16 protein-coding genes, 1 tRNA gene and 1 other RNA gene are annotated in these 21,061 nt (G+C 60.4%); 12 read left to right on the forward strand and 6 right to left on the reverse strand.

All coding sequences use genetic code 11. The features are described from left to right. Nucleotides 1–26: 26 nt before the first annotated feature. The gene (locus tag ACKUTP_RS02430) at nucleotides 27–548 is read right to left on the reverse strand and encodes a nitroreductase family protein (protein WP_409063476.1); all 522 of its coding nucleotides are present in this window, start codon (nucleotides 546–548) and stop codon (nucleotides 27–29) included. 294 nt (nucleotides 549–842) lie between these two features. On the opposite strand from ACKUTP_RS02430, the gene ACKUTP_RS02435 reads away from it, so the two are divergent. From ACKUTP_RS02435 to ACKUTP_RS02450, 4 genes are all read left to right on the forward strand, one after another. Next, nucleotides 843–1,022 carry a hypothetical protein gene (locus ACKUTP_RS02435; protein WP_409063477.1) on the forward strand — a complete coding sequence of 60 codons (180 nt, stop codon included), beginning with the start codon at nucleotides 843–845 and terminating at the stop codon, nucleotides 1,020–1,022. Nucleotides 1,023–1,312: 290 nt separating this feature from the next. After that, on the forward strand, nucleotides 1,313–1,813 hold the full coding sequence (locus tag ACKUTP_RS02440) for a MarR family winged helix-turn-helix transcriptional regulator (protein ID WP_409063478.1): 501 nt from the start codon (nucleotides 1,313–1,315) through the stop codon (nucleotides 1,811–1,813). Further along, the gene (locus tag ACKUTP_RS02445) at nucleotides 1,813–3,537 is read left to right on the forward strand and encodes an ABC transporter ATP-binding protein (protein ID WP_409063479.1); all 1,725 of its coding nucleotides are present in this window, start codon (nucleotides 1,813–1,815) and stop codon (nucleotides 3,535–3,537) included. Before ACKUTP_RS02440 ends, ACKUTP_RS02445 begins: the two co-directional genes overlap by 1 nt. A gap of 1 nt (nucleotide 3,538) precedes the next feature. Beyond that, a complete protein-coding gene (locus ACKUTP_RS02450) occupies nucleotides 3,539–5,545 on the forward strand; it encodes an ABC transporter ATP-binding protein (RefSeq protein WP_409063480.1) in 2,007 nt (668 codons plus the stop codon). 108 nt (nucleotides 5,546–5,653) lie between these two features. On the opposite strand, the gene cysE is transcribed toward ACKUTP_RS02450, so the two are convergent. Then, nucleotides 5,654–6,358 (reverse strand): serine O-acetyltransferase, encoded by a 705-nt coding sequence (gene cysE / locus ACKUTP_RS02455; protein WP_271740462.1) that lies wholly within the window; start codon nucleotides 6,356–6,358, stop codon nucleotides 5,654–5,656. A 223-nt stretch (nucleotides 6,359–6,581) separates the two neighbouring features. Here cysE and ACKUTP_RS02460 point away from each other — a divergent pair, with 223 nt between their 5' ends. After that, on the forward strand, nucleotides 6,582–7,229 hold the full coding sequence (locus tag ACKUTP_RS02460) for a DedA family protein (protein WP_409063481.1): 648 nt from the start codon (nucleotides 6,582–6,584) through the stop codon (nucleotides 7,227–7,229). 289 nt (nucleotides 7,230–7,518) lie between these two features. Further along, nucleotides 7,519–8,571, forward strand: coding sequence for a branched-chain amino acid aminotransferase (locus tag ACKUTP_RS02465; RefSeq protein ID WP_022093821.1), 1,053 nt, complete (start codon nucleotides 7,519–7,521; stop codon nucleotides 8,569–8,571). A 272-nt stretch (nucleotides 8,572–8,843) separates the two neighbouring features. On the opposite strand, the gene ACKUTP_RS02470 is transcribed toward ACKUTP_RS02465, so the two are convergent. Both ACKUTP_RS02470 and ACKUTP_RS02475 read right to left on the reverse strand, forming a co-directional pair. Continuing rightward, the gene (locus ACKUTP_RS02470) at nucleotides 8,844–10,001 is read right to left on the reverse strand and encodes an IS110 family transposase (protein ID WP_409063376.1); all 1,158 of its coding nucleotides are present in this window, start codon (nucleotides 9,999–10,001) and stop codon (nucleotides 8,844–8,846) included. A 588-nt stretch (nucleotides 10,002–10,589) separates the two neighbouring features. Further along, nucleotides 10,590–11,141: a LemA family protein gene (locus ACKUTP_RS02475; RefSeq protein WP_082421874.1), complete on the reverse strand. Its 552-nt coding sequence runs from the start codon at nucleotides 11,139–11,141 to the stop codon at nucleotides 10,590–10,592. Nucleotides 11,142–11,352: 211 nt separating this feature from the next. On the opposite strand from ACKUTP_RS02475, the gene ACKUTP_RS02480 reads away from it, so the two are divergent. Then, a complete protein-coding gene (locus tag ACKUTP_RS02480) occupies nucleotides 11,353–11,937 on the forward strand; it encodes a TetR/AcrR family transcriptional regulator (protein WP_409063482.1) in 585 nt (194 codons plus the stop codon). A 3-nt stretch (nucleotides 11,938–11,940) separates the two neighbouring features. Here the strand turns inward: ACKUTP_RS02480 and ACKUTP_RS02485 are convergent. Next, nucleotides 11,941–12,030: transfer RNA gene (locus tag ACKUTP_RS02485), tRNA-Ser, on the reverse strand. Between the two features lie 51 nt (nucleotides 12,031–12,081). Between ACKUTP_RS02485 and tadA the strand changes: the two genes are divergently transcribed. Beyond that, nucleotides 12,082–13,863 carry a tRNA adenosine(34) deaminase TadA gene (gene tadA, locus ACKUTP_RS02490; protein ID WP_409063483.1) on the forward strand — a complete coding sequence of 594 codons (1,782 nt, stop codon included), beginning with the start codon at nucleotides 12,082–12,084 and terminating at the stop codon, nucleotides 13,861–13,863. A 454-nt stretch (nucleotides 13,864–14,317) separates the two neighbouring features. After that, an RNA gene (ffs, locus tag ACKUTP_RS02495) (signal recognition particle sRNA small type) lies at nucleotides 14,318–14,413 on the forward strand. A gap of 351 nt (nucleotides 14,414–14,764) precedes the next feature. Here the strand turns inward: ffs and ACKUTP_RS02500 are convergent. Further along, nucleotides 14,765–15,778: a hypothetical protein gene (locus tag ACKUTP_RS02500; protein ID WP_409063484.1), complete on the reverse strand. Its 1,014-nt coding sequence runs from the start codon at nucleotides 15,776–15,778 to the stop codon at nucleotides 14,765–14,767. Between the two features lie 213 nt (nucleotides 15,779–15,991). On the opposite strand from ACKUTP_RS02500, the gene ACKUTP_RS02505 reads away from it, so the two are divergent. From ACKUTP_RS02505 to bilS, 3 genes are all read left to right on the forward strand, one after another. Next, complete coding sequence (locus ACKUTP_RS02505) at nucleotides 15,992–17,845, forward strand: ABC transporter ATP-binding protein (protein ID WP_409063485.1); 1,854 nt, start codon at nucleotides 15,992–15,994, stop codon at nucleotides 17,843–17,845. Further along, the gene (locus ACKUTP_RS02510) at nucleotides 17,846–19,705 is read left to right on the forward strand and encodes an ABC transporter ATP-binding protein (protein WP_409063486.1); all 1,860 of its coding nucleotides are present in this window, start codon (nucleotides 17,846–17,848) and stop codon (nucleotides 19,703–19,705) included. 127 nt (nucleotides 19,706–19,832) lie between these two features. Next, nucleotides 19,833–20,384 carry a flavodoxin family protein BilS gene (gene bilS / locus ACKUTP_RS02515; RefSeq protein WP_035138751.1) on the forward strand — a complete coding sequence of 184 codons (552 nt, stop codon included), beginning with the start codon at nucleotides 19,833–19,835 and terminating at the stop codon, nucleotides 20,382–20,384. Nucleotides 20,385–21,061: the final 677 nt, after the last annotated feature.

The raw sequence follows: 21,061 nt of genomic DNA on the forward strand, positions 1-21,061 counted from the left end.
TGCCGGCAGTTTGGGACACTCCTGCGCTACTTGACGTATACCACGTTGTCGCGGCGGGGTTTGGGCTCGGGCAGCGTGTCCTCGGCATAGCCCAGAATGCAGTGACCGACACCGCGCAGGCTGCCGTCGGCGGGTAGACCCCAACTGGCCAGTAGCTCCAGGCCCTCGGGCGAATCGAAAACCTCGTGGGCGCGATGAATCCAGCACGAATCAACGCCCAGCGCATAGGCAGCGTTGAGCAGGTTGCCCATGGCGAGCGAGCCGTCTTCCAGATGTGTGGGCACGCTGCGGTCAACCAGCACCACCACAACGGTCTTGGCGCCATAGAAGGGGTCGCTGTTGCTGCCCATGACCTGGGCGTTGAGCTGCGAGAGACGCTCGACGGTCGCGGGGTCGGTGACGGCGACAAACGTCACCGGCTGGCGGCCCATGCCGCTCGGTGCATATTGGCCGGCTTCGATAATATGTGCAAGCTTTTCGGCCTCGACGGGACGATCGCTGTAGTTGCGGCAGCTGCGGCGGTGAATAAGTGCTTCGATAGTCTCCATGGTGTCTCCTTGCGGTGGCGTTGCAGATGCCCCGTTCATACCCGTCGGGCTCAAACGATAGACGGTCAATTGCCCGGCCAAAAGGATAGATTCCAATTGGGAAAGTAGGTTTGCATAAAAGTACCTTCAGAATGTGACAAACAAATAGAATGGTTAAACGTTTTATCCCGTCTACCCTGCGGTTTTTTACCACTTGCCTAAATGACGAACGCATAACCTCTGATAAAGGTTTTACTAAAGGAGCACCAACGTTTATCAATGCGCCGTGGTGGCGCCGGGCCAGGAGGTAACATCATGTTCCAGGCTGGAGATGTCGTCGAGACCGATTTCGAAGGATTTCTGAAGCTGCTGCGTTCCAAGACGCGCGCTTTCGTGTCGATCAACGATCACGAGTACTACATCACGCACACCGATGGCTATTGGCGTGTTCAGGATTGCGAGGCCCTCAACGACAAGGGCCACTTTACTGACTGATCCGAGCTGGTCAACACGGTCTGCGAGGTCGTCGAGCTGCCGTGGATTGCCGGCAAGAGCCTGCATGACAGCTTCTCGGGCGCTACGGTCTATGAGGCCGTCGCCGCCTAACAGGCAATAAAGCTCGATTTTCACGTGACCGCTGGCGCAGCCCCCGCGCCGGCGGTCTTTTCTGCCGATAGGCCATAAAAATGCACGCATTTGCGGAGAGCCTGTTGACGATAGTCAAAACTCGGACTAATGTAGAGATACAAATTGGTCAAAACTCGGACAATCGAATGGTGGGATAGATGAATAGTGCGGTTACGCTGGTCGATTTTGACCGGATGCTCAATGGACTCGACCATATCTATTCGGAGTTCTCGCGCACCTGCGGTCTTTCGGACTGCGCCTATTGGATGCTCGTCGACACCAGGACGGCGGGCGGTAGCATCGCCGTGAGCCGTCTGACAAGCGAATGGTTCTACAGCAAGCAGACCATCAACTCGGCAATTAAAACCTTGACGGCGCGGGGCTTCGCAACGTTGGAGTTTGCCGAAGGCAGCCGTAAGAACAAGGTTGTGAGCCTGACCGAAGAGGGCAGGCGATTTGCCGAGCGTTATGCGCTGCCGGCACTCAAGGCCGAGCAGCGAGCCTTTGGCGCGCTTGAGCCATGTGAGCAGCGCGAGATTATGCGCTTGATCGGCAAATTCTCTCAGGTGCTCGGCGATGAGTGCGATGCCTTTAAGCAGCATATCGCTGCCGAGAGCCAAGCCGAGAATCAAGGTGAGGGGGAGTCGTGCGACTGTTAATGAGGTTTCTAAAGCCATATCGAGGGCTTGTCGCAGTGACGCTGCTGGTGCTGCTGGTGGATAACGTCGGTACGCTGTTGGTTCCCACGATGCTGGCGAACATGGTCAACACCGGTATTACCACGGGCGATGTCGACTACATTTTACGCAACGGCCTATACATGTTTATCGCGACCAGCATGGCTAGCGGCGGTACGGTGCTGGGCTGCTATCTTTCGGCGCGCCTGGCCGCCAACGTGGCTTGCGATATCCGCAATGCCGTGTACGACAAATCGCTCGAGCTCGCGGCCAGCGATTTTGAGCGCTTTGGCACCGGATCGATGATCACGCGCTCGCTCAACGACATCAACGTGATTCAGCAGGCGATTCTGCAGACGATTCAGCTGGTGCTGCCCGTGCCTTTTTTGGCTGTGGCGGGCATCATCTTCGCCTGGTTTATCGATCCCGCCATGGGCACGCTTCTGGGCGTAGTCGTTGCGATTGTGCTGGTGGCGGCGGTCTTTACGGTTGCCAACGCGGCGCCGATTTTTATGCGCCTACAGGGCTTTATCGACCGCATGAACGTGGTGCTGCGCGAAAATATTGTGGGCGTGCGCGTCATCCGTGCGTTTAACAAGGAGCGCCACGAGGAACGGCGTCTGGACGAGGTGTTTAGCGAATACGCCGCCAACGCCATCAAAGTCAACCACCTGTTTGTGGGCCTCGACAGCTCAAGCTTCTTTTTGATGAACATCGCCGAGGTGGCGGTGCTGTGGGTGGGCGGCAACCGCGTAGGTGCCCACGCCATGCAGATTGCGAGTATCTCGGCGGTGCTGGAGTATGCAATTCTGATCCTGTTCTTTGTGATGATGGCCCAGATGGTGGTGCTGACGCTTCCGCGTGCTGCCGCGTGCCTGAACCGTGCGCAGCAGGTGTTGGAGATTGAGCCGAGCATCGTCGATGGCGAGCGCACGCTGGATGACGGGGCGCGCGAGCCCCAAGACGAAGCCGATGCGGTGGCCGTGTTCGACCACATGTCGTTTCGCTTTGACGATGCCGACGAGGACACCCTGTGCGATCTGAGCTTTGCCTGCCGTCGCGGTCAGACGACTGCGATCGTTGGCTCGACAGGCTCGGGCAAATCGACGGTGGCAAAGCTTCTGCTGCGCTTCCACGATGCCACCAAGGGCTCCATTCGCCTGAATGGTGTGGACCTGCGCGAGCTTACGCAAGACGAAATCCGCGGGCGCATTGCCTATGTGCCGCAGAAGGCGTGGCTGTTCTCGGGCACGGTGGCGAGCAACCTTCGCTTTGGTAACGAAGGCGCGACCGAGGGCGACATGCTTCACGCGCTCCAGGTTGCCCAGAGCACCTTTGTGCTCGATCAGCCGCAGGGGCTCGATACCCCGGTGGCGCAGGGCGGCACGAACTTTTCAGGCGGCCAGCGCCAGCGCCTGGCCATTGCTCGCGCGCTCATGAAGCGCGCCGATCTGTACATCTTCGATGACAGTTTTTCGGCCCTGGACTTTAAGACCGATGCGGCCCTGCGCCATGCATTGCAAGACGAGACGCGTGACGCTGCGGTGCTCATCATCGCGCAGCGCATCTCGACGATCTTGCACGCCGACCAGATCGTCGTGCTCAAGGATGGCGAGGTTGTGGGTCTGGGCACGCATGGCGAGCTTATGGAAACCTGCGAGGTGTACCGCGCCATCGCGGAATCGCAGATGAAGGGAGGTGAGTAGCATGACCGAGGAGCTCAAGAAGCAGGGCGGCGTTGATGACGCCGCTGCCGCGGGACTGGTCGAGGAAACGGCTGCCGCGTCGACCGAGCTGGATGACGCCGCCAAGGCTGCAGCCGAGCGCGAGGCTCGCCGCCAAGCGCTCTACGAGGAAAACGAACGTGCCGAGGACGAGCGCGCCCGCGCCGAGGCAGAGCGTATGCGCGACGTGGACGACGAAGACGAGGACGAGACGCCTCGGGATACCTGGGCGACTGTGCGCCGCCTGTGGAGTGAGGCTGCCGGCGACCATTGGCGCTTCTATATCGTGTTCGCGAGCATTGTGTTCTATGTCATCTTTAACACTGCCGCGCCGGCATATAGCGCCCGCGTGATCGATGAGCTGTGGGGCCACATTCAGGTAGCGTTTGTCAACAACGCCACCTTCAGCATCACCTGGGAGAACTGCGGCAGGACTATCTTCATCTACTTTTTGATTTGGACGGCCGCCGCTTCGTTCTACGCGCTCCAGAGCTTTTTGATGTCGAGCGTGGCCGAACGCCTCAATCTGTGCCTGCGCAACCGCATCGCGCAAAAGCTCAACCGTCTGCCGCTCGCCTATTTTGACGCGCATCGTCCCGGCGAGGTCGTCAGCCGCGCGACCAACGACCTGGACAAGATGTCCGAGAGCATGCAGCGCGGATTGCTGCAGCTGCTCGTGTCGATCGGCACGGTTGTTGGTGCTGTGAGCGTGATGTTCGTGTTCAGCGTGCAGCTTACGCTCGTCTTTCTGTTCTTTACGGCACTGTCGCTGCTGGTGACGAAGGTCGTCTCGCGCCGCACACACGATGTGACGGGCGAGCGCCAGGAGTGGGTGTCCAAGATTACGAGTGCGGTCGAGGAAGGCTATTCGGGCCGTCTGGTGATCCGCGCGTTTAACCGCGAACGTCAGAGCTCCGCTGAGGTGCACGAGGCTTCGAAGGAACTGGCTCGTGTGAGCACCAAGGCCGACTTTATGATCAATGCTGTCGGCCCCGCAGTGCGCTTTATCGGCCGTTTGGCGCAGATCGTTATTGCGCTTGTGGGCTGCAGCATGTTGGTTGCCGGCCACATGACCGTCGGCGTGTTCCAAGCGTTCTTTCAGTTTATCTACGAGGCATCCGAGCCCATGACGCAGCTGTCGTTTACCTTCAACTCGCTGCAGAGCGCGCTGGCGAGTGCGGAGCGCGTGTTCGACCTGCTCGATGAGCCCGAGATGGAGGCCGATCCGCAGCCGGGCGAGGCCGCCAAGCTACCGGGTCGCGTGGAGGGCCGCGTCGCCTTTGAGCATGTGCGCTTTGGCTACACGCCCGAAAAGCTGCTTATGCGCGACGTGTCGTTCACCGCCGAGCCGGGCCAGAAGATCGCCGTGGTGGGAACCACGGGCGCGGGCAAGACCACGCTCATCAACCTGCTCATGCGCTTCTACGAGATTGACGGCGGGCGTATTACGCTCGACGGCGTGGATACGAGCCGCATGGATCGCGGCGAGCTGCGGCAGCAGTTTGGCATGGTGCTGCAGGACGCCTGGCTGTTCGATGGCACGATTGCCGAAAACATCGCATATGGCTGCCCTGAGGCAACGCGCGAGGAGGTCGTGGCCGCCGCCCGTGCCGCGCAGGTCGATTTCTTTGTGCGCACCATGCCACAGGGCTACGACACGCACGTGGCCAACGATGCCGAAAGCATCAGCCAAGGTCAGCGCCAGCTGCTGACCATCGCGCGCGTACTGCTCAACAACCCGGCGATTCTCATCTTGGACGAGGCGACGTCGAGCGTGGACACGCGTACCGAGCTTGCCATCGGCCGTGCCATGGATGCGCTTATGCGCGGGCGCACGAGCTTTGTGATCGCGCATCGCCTGTCGACAATTGTGGATGCCGACCTGATCTTGGTCATGGATCATGGCAACATTATCGAGCAGGGTACGCATAAGGAGCTGCTGGCTGCCGAGGGTGCCTACGCCGACCTCTATCTGAGCCAGTTCGCATAATTTGATAAAGGGGCAGCCCCTTTGTCATATCACAAATAAGGCGCGCCGGGGATGAATTCCCTGGCGCGCCTTTGCGTTGACGTCAATGTTGTCGGTAGCCATCCGCTTCTAGCGTTCGTCCATGAGCTTCGTGACGAGGGCTTTGAGCTCGGCCACCTCTCGCTCGAGTTCCTTGACGCGGCGGGCATTCTCGGTGATGCCTTGGCGGTTGAGCGCGGACTGCTCGGCGGCGTCATCGGGCATGTACTCGCGATGCTGCTTGGCATCGAAGCTCTCCTCGAACACGCGGCAGCCGTTGCGCTTGATGATGCGGCCTGGCACGCCCACGACGGTGCAGTTGTCGGGCACGTCCTTAACGACAACCGAATTGCCGCCGATCTTGACGTTGTTGCCGATGCGAATGTTGCCGAGCACCTTGGCGCCCGTGCCCACGGTGACGTTGTTGCCCAGGGTGGGGTGGCGCTTGCCGGTTTCGTTGCCGGTGCCGCCGAGCGTAACGCCCTGGTAGAGCACGCAGTTGTCGCCCACGATGGTGGTTTCGCCGATGACGACGCCCATGGCGTGGTCGATAAAGAAATGCTTGCCGATCTGTGCAGCGGGATGAATCTCGACGCCGGTGATGTGGCGGGTGATTTGCGAGAGCACACGGGCGAGCGAGCGATGTCCATGCTCCCACAGCCAGTGCTCGGGCACATGGTTCCACTTGGCGTGCAGGCCGGGGTAGGACAGGAAGATGACCAGACCGTTTTGCGCAGCGGGGTCTTGCGCCTGGACGGTTTTGATGTCCTCGCGAATGGTATTGATAAAGCTCACCGGCCGCCCTCCCTTAGCGCCATGGCAATGCGATTCAATAAAGTATAGCGATTCGCTAGGGATTAGGAAGGACAATCTTGGCGGCATTGCGCGACAGGTGTCAGTTATGCAAACTTGCTGGTAATGAAGTAAGACTTTTGAGGGGTTTGACCCGTGCTCGTGCCGCAACCGTATACTGGTCAACTTGGACGTGCCCGCGCCCACAACTGAGAGGTTTTACTTCATGGGTTTCATCAATTTCATTGCCGAGCTGCTTAAGGATCCGCGCACCGCGATCGCCAGTTGGATTGCCGCCGGCCCGCTTATGGCCTACGGCGGCGTGTTCCTGATCATCTTCATCGAGACGGGCGTGGTATTCTTCCCGTTCCTTCCCGGCGATTCACTGCTGTTCGCCTCGGGTTTCTTTGCCCATAACGGCGGCTTTAACATCGTGGCTCTGTTGGCCGTCGCATGGTCTGCTGCCATCTTGGGCGATCAGTGCAACTTTATGATTGGCCATTTCTTTGGCAAAAAGATTATCGCTTCGGGCAAGGTGAAGGCTATGACGCCCGAGCGCATCAAAAAGTCCGAGGACTTCTTGGACAAGTGGGGTCACCTGGCCATCTTCCTGGGTCGCTTCTTCCCGTTTATCCGCACCTTTGTGCCCTTTATCGCCGGCATGGGCGGCATGCACTGGCGCAACTTCGTTATCTTTAACGTGCTGGGCGGCATTACCTGGTCGACGGTCTTTACGCTGCTGGGCTACTTCTTTGGCGGCATTCCCTTTGTGCAGGAGCACTTTGAGCTGCTGATTATCGGCATCGTCGCCGTGTCGATCATTCCGACCGTGGTCGGCTTGGTTAAGGCTAAGCTGGGCAAAAAGAACGCATAGCTCGAGGCAGCGCACAAACTGTGTCGTTGAGGCCCGCCACTGCTTACGGTGGCGGGCCTCTTTAGCTTCGGTTGAATGAAAATACTTTACTTAGTTAAAGAAAAGCGTTTTATCAGGCGCGTGCGGGGAGTACAATCTCGTGCATGCGAATCGACGTGCCATAGGCTTTGGTGTTGTCCGCGTGTCCCGTCCGGCTCTACGCTCCGGGCGTGCGACGTTGCGACGCGGTCGGCCTCGGTCCTTGCGTGCGAGTTCGCGAGTATGCAACTGTGTATGTAAGGAGCGACACATGACTGTCGAGAAGAAGGATATCGATTGGGGTAGCCTCGGCTTTGGCTACATGAAGACCGATTACAGCTACGAGGCCCATTGGAAGGACGGCGAGTGGGACGAGGGCGGCCTGACCACCGACCACACCCTGCATGTCTCCGAGTGCGGCGGCATCTTCCATTACTGCCAGGAGGTCTTTGAGGGCCTGAAAGCCTACACCGCCGAGGACGGCAGCATCGTCTGCTTCCGTCCCGATATGAACGCCGAGCGTATGTACAACTCTGCCCAGCGCCTCGAGATGCCCCCGTTCCCCAAGGACAAGTTTGTTGAGGCCGTCAAGCAGGTCGTTTCTGCCAACGCCGCCTGGGTTCCGCCCTTCGGCTCCGGTGCGACCCTGTACGTGCGCCCGTTTATGATCGGCTCCGGTGACGTGATTGGCGTGGCTCCCGCTCCTGAGTACACGTTCCGCATTCTCGTGACTCCGGTCGGTCCGTACTTTAAGGGCGGCCTTAAGCCCGTTAAGCTGCGCGTTTCCGAGTACGACCGCGCCGCACCGCATGGCACCGGCAACATCAAGGCCGGCCTGAACTACGCCATGTCCCTCAAGCCCACGATGGAAGCACACCGCGAGGGTTATGCCGAGAACCTGTATCTCGACTCCGAGTCCCGCACCTATGTCGAGGAGACCGGTGGCGCCAACGTCCTGTTCGTGAAGGAGGATGGCACCCTCGTCGTTCCTCAGTCGCACACCGACTCCATCCTGCCCTCCATCACCCGTCGTTCGCTCGTTCAGGTTGCCGAGGATCTGGGTATGACCGTCGATCAGCGTCCCGTCGAGTGGGCCGAGGTCAAGGCCGGTACCTTTGTGGAGTGCGGCCTGTGCGGCACCGCTGCCGTCATCTCCCCGGTGGGCGAGATCGACAACAAGGTCTATGGTGCCGATGAGACCGTGACCTTCCCGGCTGGCTACACCGAGATCGGCCCCGTGATGAAGAAGCTTCGCGAGACCCTGACTGGTATCCAGTCCGGTGCTGTCGAGGATAAGCACAACTGGGTTTACACCGTCGCGTAAGCTGCCTTGTATGTCCGGCCCGAGGGCAACCTTCCTTTCCGGTGCGTCCTCGGACATGAAAGAACCCCCGCTGCGCACTACGTGCGGCGGGGGTTCTTTCGTCCTGCGGAGTGCGCCGGAAAGGAAGGCCGCGCTTTTGTTTTGGTTCGCGCCATGTGGGGGGTGTTCCTATAGTTTTGTCAACTGGGAAATGCTCTTCGTGCGACCGAATCGCGGCATGCTGACGCCAAGCCATTAGGCCGGTGGGCTTCAGTCTGCTCGGTGCGTTTCGGCTAGGCTGCGTAAGGCACCCTGTCTCGCATGACCGCGTAGATGACCTTCAGTCTCTTTCGCGCCAGCGCCTTGAGCGCCTTGCCGTGCGACATGCCCCGCTCTCGGCACCTGGTGTAGTAGTCGCCCCATCTCCCCTCTGTCCGGGTGAGGCAGTTACATGAGAATATGAGCAGGTTCTTCAGCCTCTTGTTGCCTTGGCGCGATGCCGTCACCGAGGAGATCGAGGTTCCCGACTGGCGGTTGCGCGGCGCCAGGCCGCAGTACGACGCGAGCCTGTCGTGACTGGGGAAGTCTTCGATGTCGATGGAGATCGCAAGCTCGGAAGCGGTTTTGGGCCCGATGCCCGGCACCGTCAGGAGGCATCGGTAGGTATCGTCGCCCTCGAGCAGGGCGGAGATCTCCGCCGTGATCGCCTCGATCTCCGCCGAGTTCTCGGATATCCTGCGCGCGAGCAGTTTCACCGCCCGGTCCTCGGCGGCGACGACCGACGCATCCGGCCTTGTCGAGGAGGTTGTCGAGCGGACGAGGGCCTCGATCTTACCGCGCGCCGCCCCACGCGTGAGCGCCGCCGCCCTGCGGGGCCCGGCGTCGGCTACCGACCAGGCCCCGCCGAGGGATGCCATGAGCCTCAGCTGGGGCCCGTCGGACAGGTCGACCAGTGCCTCGAAGGCGGGGCACGATTCCAGCAGGATGCTGCGCAGCCGGTTCTTATTCCTAGTGTTCTCGCAGGTCAGGAAGTTCCTCTGGGCGGCCAGCGCCCTCGCCGCCGCAATCGTCGGACCTGGGTCTCCGACCGGCAGGAGCGCGTCGGGGATGCCAAGCGCCGTCTTCGCGATGACCATCGCGTCTCGCTCGTCGGTCTTGGCGTCGCCGGCGAAGAGCCTGGCGGCCCCGTGCGCCGCGAGTCCCGGCAGGTACGCCGCCGACATCCCGGCCGCCCTGGCGCGGGCGAGCGCGAGGGCGCCTATGTTGCGCGACTGGTCGACGACCACGAGCGCATCGGGGAAGCGGCCGAACAGCGAGTCCAGGTCGTCCTCCCTGTTCGCGACGGGGGTGCTCAACAGCACCTCGCCGTCTCGAGTCGCGACGCATGCCCAGTGGGACGATTTCCCGACATCGAGCCCGATGACGGCTTCCGACATTCTAATTGGTGCCACGGTGGTATCCTCCAATCGGTAGGCCGATCGGAACCCCTCCCCGCGACACCCACATTACCTGGCCGTGGCGCTTGCGCCCGGCAGTTTCCTATCAGTCGTCCGGAGCGGCGAGCGCCCCCGGTGGCAACACCCCCCGGGCCCTCTACGGGGCAGGGGCAGACGGCCATCCGGAGGCGCCCGATCGGCGGCCCCTCGGGGCTTGCCCGTATCGTAGGCAATGCGCCGAATGCTCGCCATCGAAATTTATCGATGACCTATTTCAGACTGTAATGGGTGGCGACGTGCATTTTTGCGAGTATTCTGCAATCGAAGGCCCCTGCATACCGACCTCGGGCAAAAAATCGGGATTTCTCGATGTTTTCTACGAATGATGGGCGGGGTTATGGGCTGGCAGCGTTTGATTTGCAGGGATATTCGCGGTCTTTGGCATTTATCGTGGCGCCCGAAGCTCTTGGTTATGTTGAATACTCCTGAAAATGCACGGCGCTTAGAGGGGGACCTTCGCGAAAAAGGAAACCGCCCCGTCGAAGTATGCATTCGACGGGGCGGTTTATACATTTGGCCGATTAAGGATGCGCTGTCAAACTACTAGAACTTGACGGTCGGGGCCTGGCGGGCTGCTTCGGCGGCCTCGAAGCCCTGGCGCTCCTTAAACTGGAAGATGCCGGCAAAGATGACAGCCGGGAACGTCTGAATGGCGTTGTTGTAGCTGAGTACGCAGTCGTTGTAGCTCTGGCGTGCATAGCTAATCTTGTTCTCGGTATCCTCGAGCGATGCCTGCAGCTGCGTAAAGTTGGTGTTTGCCTTAAGATCGGGATAGGCCTCGGCCACGGCGAAGAGCTGGCGCAGCGCACCGGTCAGCACGTTGTCGGCTTCCATCTTGGCCTCGGGCGTGGTGGCCTTGACGGCGGTGTTACGCGCGCTGATCACGGCGGAGAGCGTCTCCTGCTCGTGCTTGGCGTAGCCCTTGACGGTCTCGACCAGGTTGGGGATCAGGTCGTTGCGGCGCTGCAGCTGCGTATCGATGTTCTGCCAGGCGTTATCGATGCGGTTACGCTTGGTGACCATGTTGTTGTAGATGCCGGCGATGGCGCAGACAATCACAATGACAACAACGATGCCGATGATGACGGTAATCATGATGTCTCCGTTTCGAATGGCCGCGGCGGCATGCGCCAGCTGCCGTTGGTATAACGCTACTAGTATACCCGCAACGTTTTGCCGTGCCGAACTTTCCGGTAAGCGTTGTGTTTTCGGCGGGGTTGGCACCGGGGCAAAGCGCGCGAGGTACAGGTGTAAGATATGCGACAGATTGACGAGTGTTGTCTTTGCCCTGAGGATGGCGATACCAGTGGACCTTCGCATTAAGAAAACCTACCGCGCCCTGTTCGATGCCTTCACCGAGCTTCTCGAGGAGCATCGTTTTGAGGACCTGACGGTTGCCATGCTGTGCGACCGCGCCATGATTCGCCGCACGACGTTCTACAAGCACTTTCGCGACAAGAACGATTACTTTGCCTTTTATATCGATGAGCTCATGTCGGGCTTGCCGCAAAAACAGCCCGATGAGGCCGGCGCAGTGTCTGCCGAGGACGTGCGCGCGCTTCGGCACGCGATTTTGGACGATGCCATGAATATGATTCTGGCGCATGAGCAGCTCATGGATAACCTTTTGGCCAGCAGCATGTCGGGTATGTTGACCAACGTTATTTGCGACCGCATTGCCCGCTCCATCCGCGAGCGTGTGATGAACGTGCTTGCCGAGGATGCCCTGGCCCCCGTGTCACTCGAGACGACGTCTGAGTTTGTCGCCGGCGGTATTATTCGACTTTTCACGATATGGTGGGAATCGGGCCACGATCTTGAGCGTCGACCTGAGATAGCCGACGTGGTCGATGCGCTGTTTGAGCGGACCATGACACCGGTGCATCACTAGGAGTGGCGGAGAGAGGGGGATTCGAACCCCCGGAACGCTCTCGCGCTCAACGGTTTTCAAGACCGCCGCATTCAACCGCTCTGCCATCTCTCCGTGAGTCGTAATGATAGCATCGTTTTGAATTTGCAACAGGGAAGGCGAACGATGACGATCACCGAAATCGACGAGAAGTTCATGCGCGAGGCGCTGGCCGAGGCGCGAGCCGCCGCGGCGGTGGGCGAGGTGCCCATCGGAGCCGTAGTGGTGCGCGACGGCGAGATTGTCGCGCGGGCGCATAATCGTCGCGAGCTCGACCAGGATCCTTCGGCTCATGCAGAGTTCGCGGCCCTGTGCGCTGCCGCTCGGTCGCTCGGTCGTTGGCGCCTTTCCGATTGCACGGTCTACGTGACGCTCGAGCCATGCTGCATGTGTGCGGGGCTTATGGTTAACGCGCGCGTGGGGCGCTGCGTGTATGGCGCGCGTGACGCCAAGGCGGGCGCGCTGGGATCCCTGTATGACCTCAATGCCGACTCGCGCCTGAATCATCGCTTTAACGTGACGGCTGGGGTCCTGGCGGATGAATGCCGCGAGCTGCTGAGTAGCTATTTTGGCGGTCTGCGCGGAGCGGGCGGCGCTGGTTGCGGTTGTGGGGCCGATCTTGACGCGCACACCGCTCACGCCGCAGCGCTTGCAGGTGCCGGTGAAGATGCTGGCACGGCGTTTGACTTTGGTCCTGCGTGCCGCCGGCCCCGCCGTGTGCTGTTGGCGATCGACTCCTTTAAGGGCAGCGTGTCGAGTGCGCAGGCGGAGGCGGCGGTTGCCGAAGGCGTGCGCCGTGTGTGGTCCGATGCCCAGGTGGCCGCGTTGCCGCTGGCAGATGGTGGCGAGGGGACGCTCGATGCCGTTGCCGCGTGCGACGGTGAGATTGTGACCTGCGAGGTGGCAGGTCCCTTGGGCAAGCGCACGTCTGCCCGGATGCTGGTTGATATCGAGCACGAGTCCGCGGTCATCGAGATGGCCGAGGCGGCTGGCATTGGGTATTCGCCTTGCACGGAGTCGTCGGCGCTGGCTGCTACAACCTATGGCGTGGGCGAGCTCATGCTTCGTGCGGTTCGCACGGGCGCAAAGACACTCTATATTGGTCTGGGCGGCAGTGCCACCAACGACGGTGGCGCCGGCATGCTGCAGGCGCTGGGCGCCCACCTTGTCAATGAACACGGCTGCGATATCGTTCCCGGTCTTGCAGGCCTTGAACACGTGGCGAGTATCGATGTGGCGCCAGCGCTTCGGACGCTGAACGGCGCACGTGTCGTGGTGCTTTCCGATGTCGAGAATCCGCTCGTGGGGAGTCGAGGCGCCCTAGCAGTGTTCGGTGGGCAGAAGGGCCTGCCGACGGGGGATGCCGAGGTCCTGCGCAGGTGCGACAGCTGGATGGTCGGCTACGGTCGCTTGCTCGACGCCGCGATTGCCGGAGCTCGAGCCCAGGGGTTGTTGCGCACACCCGAGGGCGCCCGGACATTTGGCTCGGTGCTCAGCGTGCCCGGCGCGGGCGCTGCCGGTGGCTTGGGCGCGGCGTTGCTGGCGCTCGGCGCGGAGCTACGCTCGGGTGTGGAGACGGTGCTCGATCTCGTGGAGTTTGACGAGCGTGTACGCGATGTCGACCTGGTCATAACGGGCGAGGGCAATATGGACGAGCAATCCGCCGCCGGTAAGGCGCCGGTGGGCATGGCCCGTCGCGCGAAGCGATATGGCAAGCCGGTGGTCGCCGTCGTGGGCGGGCGCGCCGTCAACCTGGATGCGGTGTATGAGCAGGGTATTGACTTGGTTTTGCCGATTTGCCGCAAGCCCATGGACCTGGAGCAAGCGCTTAATCCGCAGGAAGCCACCACCAACCTTATCTGCGCTGGCGAAGCAGCCGCTCGATCCTACGACCTTGGCCGTATCTAAAACCTATCTCTTTATAAGTTGCGGTGGATTAGTTCCTGTTTGGCGGCTCAGACAGCAAAAACAGGAACTATTCCACCGCAACTTCGAGAATGGCCATTCGAGGTTGGCTGCCTTGGGTCTTTGGTCGGACCGTTTGCCACGAAATGCGGCCATCTACTACGTTAAACCGGCCACCCTCGACCATCCCGGAATTTGCAAAAACAAAACCGCAGGTAGAAAGCTTGCCGATTTTCGAAAAAGCCGGCTATGGTTGACCCTTGCGGCCTAAACGTAGTAGATAGGTCCTTTCTGTGGTGCGGCACCAAGCCGGTCATTTTGGGATGGGACTATTTTGACTACTCATTGGCTGCTCTGGCAATCGGGCTGCAAAAGTAGTCAAAAAAGCTCCGTCCCAAATTAGCTACCTTGCTCTGGCGGGCGGGAGCAGGTAAGATATACCGAGCGCCTAGCGCGTTCGATGGGTTCGGATGACGACATGTTCCGAATCTGGTCAGGTCCGGAAGGAAGCAGCCATAAGGAGCCTCTGTCGGGCATCCGAATCCATCGAGCGCACGGGCGCTTTTTTGGTGCCGCGATGCGGTCCCGGTGCCGGCGGGCTGTTTGGTGTCTCGCTGGTCCTCGGCTTTGCCTGCGGAATCGCTCGACTACCAAACAGCCCGCCGGCACCGGGACCACTTCGTCCAAAAAGCACCCGTAAAGGCGCGTTAGCCTAATTAAATCTATCCCTTAAGGAATGCTGCTCGTTGGCGTTGTCTGGGCATTGATGGCTACGTGGTTCAAGAGGCGGCGGTGCTGTTGCTTGAATTTTTGCAGTTAAAGAGGCTCGTTTCCCTAGGTTGGGGAAACGAGCCTCTTTTTGTCTCTGGGTTTGTAGATTGGCGAAGGCGATATGCTCTGGCAGCTATTTTGAGTTCTTGATGCGGCGTGTAGCTGTGGCGGTTATTCCGAGGCCTGCGGCGGCGACTGCTGCGAGTGCGATTGCGCTCGGCGCTGTGTCGCCTGTGTTTGCGAGCTTGCCGGCGGTCGTATTTGCTTGCTTGCCGCTGCTCGAGTTCGCCTGCTTGGTGGAGCTTGGCGGGGTATTTTTGCCGGTCGCGGACGAGCCGGTGGGATGTGCCGTTTCGGCCGGCTGCGCTGGGCTGGAGGGTTTTGTCGTCTCGGCGGGTCTCGTTATCTCGGGCGAGGTGGCCTTGTCTGCCGCGGCCTTAGCCTCTTCGTATGCCTTGCAGGCGTCGTCATAGGCCGCTTGCGCCTTTTCCAAATCGCCGAGGAGCGCATCTCGCTTGGCTATGTCCTCATCGATGTGGGCTTTAGCTTCCTGCGCCTCACTTTCGGAATCCTGAACCTGTCTTTCCTGGCTTTCGAGCCGGCGTCGGTAGGAGTGAAGATCATCTTCACAAGATTTCTCTCGCCTTTCTGCCGACATGATCTCACGTCGCAACTGCTTAATATGCTCTTTAGTAGCTGTGCTGGGCTCCTCGTCGCCGAGTGCTTCAAGTGCCTTATCTAATTCTGCCTGAAGGCCGCTTGTCCGGCTGTGGGCCTCATCGTATTTGGCTTGGGCTGCATCGACGTTCGCTTGCATGGCGGGAAGGCGTTCCCTCCGTTTGGCGGCTTCCGCCGCCACCATGTCGTAGATCTCTTGAAAAGCGGCAATGTCATCATCGATTGCCGCAAGTTTCTCGGGACTTGCGGCGTCTTTCGCGGCCTCGAGGTTTTTGAGCGCTTCCTGCATGGCTGCATACGCTTTTTCTTTTGCGGCGGCCGCATCTTCCGCCTGCAAGGCAACTGCACCGGTGGGGGAACTGGTTTCTGCCGCGATCGCCGTTGCGGGGGCGATTCCCGCGACAAGTGCCGCGGAAAGGGCGATGCCCACAGTTGCTCGTCTTGCTCTTCTTGCGAGAATGTCGTTCATCTCGGCACCTCATTTCAAGGGTCGGCGACTAACTTGGTAGCACTAATGTAAATATACCATGCTAGTTGACCCGACACTGGCTGGGTGTGCGCGTATACCCCTCCCCTGAAAACTGAATCCCGTTAGAAATGACGAGTTGTTTACGCTTCTTTTGGGGTGGCGGTACTATCATGGTTCGAATTGAATGTGGATGATGATAGGGAGCGCCTATACATGATTGAGCTGCTCAGGCGTTTTGGTGGTAAGTTTCGCCGATATATGGTGATCGGCCCTGCGTGCAAGCTAATCGAAGTGATCTTTGACCTGCTGACGCCGCTGGTGATTGCCCAGATGATCGATAAGGGCATTGGGGCGCACGACGTGAACGCCGTTATCCACTACGGTATGCTGCTTGCCGCCATGGCTGTGATCGGCATCTCGTTTACGCTCGTCTGCCAAAAGATGGCGGCGCTCACCTCGCAGGGCATGGGCACCGACATTCGTGGCGCGCTCTACCAGCATATCAACAAGCTGAGCTATGCCGAACTCGACCGTTTTGGCACGCCGTCGCTCATCACGCGTATCACCAACGACGTCAACCAGGTGCAGCTCGCTGTGGCGCTGGGCGTGCGCATGCTCATCCGCTGGCCCTTCCTAGCGGTGGGCTCCATGGTCGCGGCCCTTGCCATCGACCTTAAGCTCGGCATGATCTTCTTGATCTGCACGCCCGCTATCGGCCTGGTGTTTTGGTTTGTCATGGCGCGCTGTATCCCGTATTACAGGCAGCTGCAGGCAAAGCTCGACCGCATCGCGCTTATCTGCCGCGAGGGGCTTTCGGGCGCCCGCGTTGTTCGCGCCTTCGTGCGTGAGGACCACGAGCGCGAGCGTTTTGCCCAAGCCGCCGATGACCAGGCCAATACTGCCATCGCGGTGGGCAAGCTCTCGTCGATCCTTAATCCCGTCACGTTTTTGGTGATGAACCTGGGCGTGTGCGCCATCCTGTGGGTGGGCGGCATCCAGGTCAACGTGGGCGAGCTCACGCAGGGTCAGGTCATGGCGTTTGTGAACTACATGACGCAGACCCTCACCTCCATCGTCTACGTGGCCAACCTGGTCGTTGTTTTTACCAAGGCGAGCGCCAGCGCGTCGCGTATCAACGAGGTGCTCAATTGCGTGCCGAGCATCGCTGACGAGGGCAACGAGCCGGTCGCGCTGCCCCAGGCGCTCGCGACGGACGTCGACGCCCCGGCTCCCGCGCTGAGCTTTGACCATGCGAGCTTCTCGTTTGGCGCCGGCGCGGCCAATGCCGTGAGCGATGTGACCCTGGAACTTTCGTTGGGCAAAACGCTCGGCATTATCGGCGGCACGGGCAGCGGCAAGTCCACACTCGTCTCGCTTATTCCGCGCCTGTACGATGCGAGCACCGGCAGCGTGAGCGTGATGGGCTCCGACGTGCGTGCCTGGCAGCTCGGCCAGCTGCGCCATGTGGTCGCGACCGTTCCGCAGCGAGCGTCGCTGGTGAGCGGCACCATCCGCAGCAACCTGACCTGGCGTGACGAGTCGGCGACCGACGAGGAACTTTGGGCGGCGCTCGATATGGCGCAGGCGAGCGAGTTCGTGCGCAACAAGCCGCAGGGGCTCGACGCCCCGGTCGAGGCGGGCGGCAAGAACTTCAGCGGTGGCCAGCGCCAGCGCCTGACTATCGCGCGTGCCTTGGTGGGTTCGCCTCAGATATTGATCATGGACGACTCCGCCTCGGCGCTCGACTTTAAGACCGACGCGGCGCTTCGCCATGCCATCCGCGAGCGTAGCGTGCGCGGTGCCGCCGAGGGCGGGCTGCCGCTCACGACGGTGATCGTAAGCCAGCGCGTCTCGACCGTGCGCGACGCTGACATGATCTGCGTACTCGACCACGGCTCGGTCGCAGGCCTGGGCATGCATGACGAGCTGTACGCAAGCTGCCAGCTCTACCGCGAGATTTGCCAGTCGCAGTTGCGCCGCGAGGAGCTCGAGGGCCGGCAGGGGAGTGCGGCGCCCGCGTCCGCCCCAACCGCCTCCGCATCCGTCTGCGCAAAGGAGGGCTGCTAAATGAATCCGTATACTTCTTCCGGTTCGGTCGCCACGATGACGGCCAACGTGTCCGGCAACGATAACCTCAACGACCTGGGCGACGGTCCGCGCCAGCCCGGCGACCCTGAGCGCTATCCCGTGGGCGCGGTGACCCGCCGCCTGATGGGCTACGTCCGTCCGCACCGTATTTCGTTTGCGGCGTCGTTTGTGAGTGCCGCCGTCTCGGTGATTCTGCAGCTCTACACACCTATTCTCATCGGCGAGGGCATCGACCTGATCGTTGCTGCCGTGCAGGTGGACTTCGACGCGCTACTGCCGCTCGTTACCAAACTCGCGCTCGTCGTGGTAGGTGCCGCGGCCTTCCAGTGGCTGCAGGGCTATTGCGTCAACCGCTTGTCCTACGAGACGGTGCGCGACATGCGCGTGGAGGCGAGCGACAAGCTCAGTCGCATGCCGCTCAGCTTTATCGACAGCCACGCCCACGGCGACCTTATGAGCCGCGTGGTCAACGACGTCGACCAGGTGGGCGACGGTCTGCTCCAGGGCTTTACCCAGCTATTCACCGGCGTTATCACCATCGTTGGCACGCTCGCGTTTATGCTCTCCATTAACCTGACCATGACGCTCGTGGTGGTACTCGTCACGCCGCTTTCCATTTTTGCAGCCGGCGCCATCGCCAAGCTCTCCAACAAAAGCTTTACGGCGCAGCAGCGCATTCAGGGTCAGCTCGGTGGTCATATCGAAGAGTACGTAGGCGAGCAGAAGCTTGTCGACGCCTTTGCCTATGGCCCCAATGCGCAGCTGCGCTTTGATGCCCTTAACGCCGAGCTCTATACGGCAGGCGAGTGCGCGCAGTTTATGGGCTCGCTTTCCAATCCCGGTACGCGCTTTATCAATAACATCATCTATGCCGTGGTCGCTGTGATCGGCTGCGTGGGCGTGATCACGGGCGTGCCCGCGGCGCTTACGGTGGGCGGCGTGCAGATCTTCCTGTCCTATGCCAACCAGTACACCAAGCCGTTCAACGAGGTCACCAACGTCATTACGCAGGTCCAGACCGCGTACGCCTCGGCGCGCCGCATGTTTGCGCTGCTCGATGCGCGCGAGCAGGAGCCCGACGCGTCGGACGCTGTAGAGCTTACCGCCCCGCAGGGTGAGGTGACTTTTGAACACGTGGACTTTAGCTACGTGCCCGACCGCAAACTGCTGCAGGATATCTGCATCGAGGCTAAGCCCGGCATGCGCTTTGCCCTGGTCGGTCCTACGGGCTGTGGCAAGACGACGCTCATCAATTTGCTACTGCGTTTTTACGATATCGATGCCGGTCGCATTGCGGTCGATGGCCGTTCCTCGCGTGACTACACGCGCGCAAGCCTGCGCCGCGCCTTTGGCATGGTGCTGCAGGACACTTGGCTGTTCGAGGGCACGGTGGCGGAAAACATCGCCTACGGTTGTCCCGATGCCACGCGCGAACAGGTTGTCGAGGCGGCCAAGCGCGCGCACGCGCACAAGTTTATCGTGCAGCTGCCAGGCGGCTACGATACGGTGATCGGCGAGGACGGCGGCACGTTTAGCCAAGGTCAAAAACAGCTGCTGTGCATCGCACGCGTCATGCTCACCGATCCGGCTATCTTGCTGCTGGACGAGGCGACTTCGAGCATCGATACCCGCACCGAGCTGCAGGTGCAGGCGGCATTCGACGAGCTCATGGCTGGCCGCACAAGCTTTGTCGTGGCGCATCGCCTGAGCACCATCCGCAACGCCGACTGCATTTTGGTGATGCGCGACGGCCAGATTATCGAGCGCGGCACGCACGACGAGCTGCTAGCGGCAGGCGGCTTCTACGCCGAACTCTACCGCAGCCAATTCGCCCAGTAAGCAAGCCCGTGGGGCAAATTAATCAATCGACAGACGGTGGTTTACATCTGTCACGTAAGTACTAAGATATTCATCTAATAAATTGCATTAGTGGCTTTAGTTTTGGGGGAAACGAGGCAACGTGACTATGACGTGCTCTTTGGTGGTTAACAGCAAGAGCGGTAATACCAGGATGGTTTCGGGCGCGATCAAGCGCGCTCTGCAGGCTGCGGGTGTTGATTTTGTCCATGCCGCGGCGTTGAGCGACGATGCGGATGCAGATCAGGTTGCGCTCGAGGCGCAGGGCGCCTGCGCGGCCGACACGGTGCTCGTCGGTTTTTGGTGCGACAAGGGCGCGTGCACGCCTTCAGTTGCGGCGTTGCTCTCCGCCTTGCACGGCAAGCGCGTGTTCCTGTTTGGCACCTGCGGCTTTGGGGCCGACCAGAGCTATTATCAGCAGATTATCGACCGCGTAACTTCCAATTTGGCTGGGGATGCCGAGCTTGCGGGCTGGGCGATGTGCCAGGGCAAGATGGGCCCTGCCGTAAAGCAGCGCTACGAGGCAATGCTTGAGCAAGAACCCGAAAACGCGCGCTATAAGATGCTGCTCGACAACTGGTTTGCCGCAAAGGACCATCCCACCAAGGAGGACCTGGACAACATGGCCGCAGCCGCCAAGAAGGCCGTGCTGGGGGAGTAGCTCCCATCGCTGACGGCGGTCGGTCCATCTTTCTAAATGAAACGTCCTCCCGGGCGTCGGGGCACGAAGTTCCCTGCTCTACAGTCCTGCGCAAGACGAAGGCCACATTAAGTGGCCTTCTTTGCGTGCGGAACTCGCGATGAACTTCGTGCCCCGCCGTCCGGGAGGACGCCTCTTTATTGATGGGAGGCCTGATAGGTCGATGGTTCCGTGCCCGGATGCGTCCAAAGTGGGACGGGCTTTCCGGATGGGCAGGCTTTCGAAAAATGCGTCCCGGAATTTGCCTTTGGAATGGGACGTAGTTTCCCGTTGAGGTGCTTTGCGGAAAGTGCATCCCACTCTGGGCGGTCGAAGTGGGACACACTTTCCCAAAGGCGCTCCAACGGGAAATTGCGTCCCATTATTCGGTCAAGAAACGGGATGCATTTTCCCAATGAGAGCAAAACCGGAAAATGCATCCCACAATCAGCCCTCAAAGTGGGACGCCGTTTCCCAATGAGGCTCAAGCGGAAAATGCATCCCGGAATTTGCGCTCAAAGTGGGATGCGGTTTCCGGTTGAGGGTCTAAGGGGAAAATGCGTCCCAGAATCGACGCTTGAAATGGGATGCAGTTTCCCGATGAGGCACTCGACGGAAAATACATCCCAGAAATGGCCTTTGAGCTGGGATAAGATTTC

This window comes from Collinsella sp. wc0529 (assembly GCF_046116875.1).
GTDB lineage: Bacteria > Actinomycetota > Coriobacteriia > Coriobacteriales > Coriobacteriaceae > Collinsella.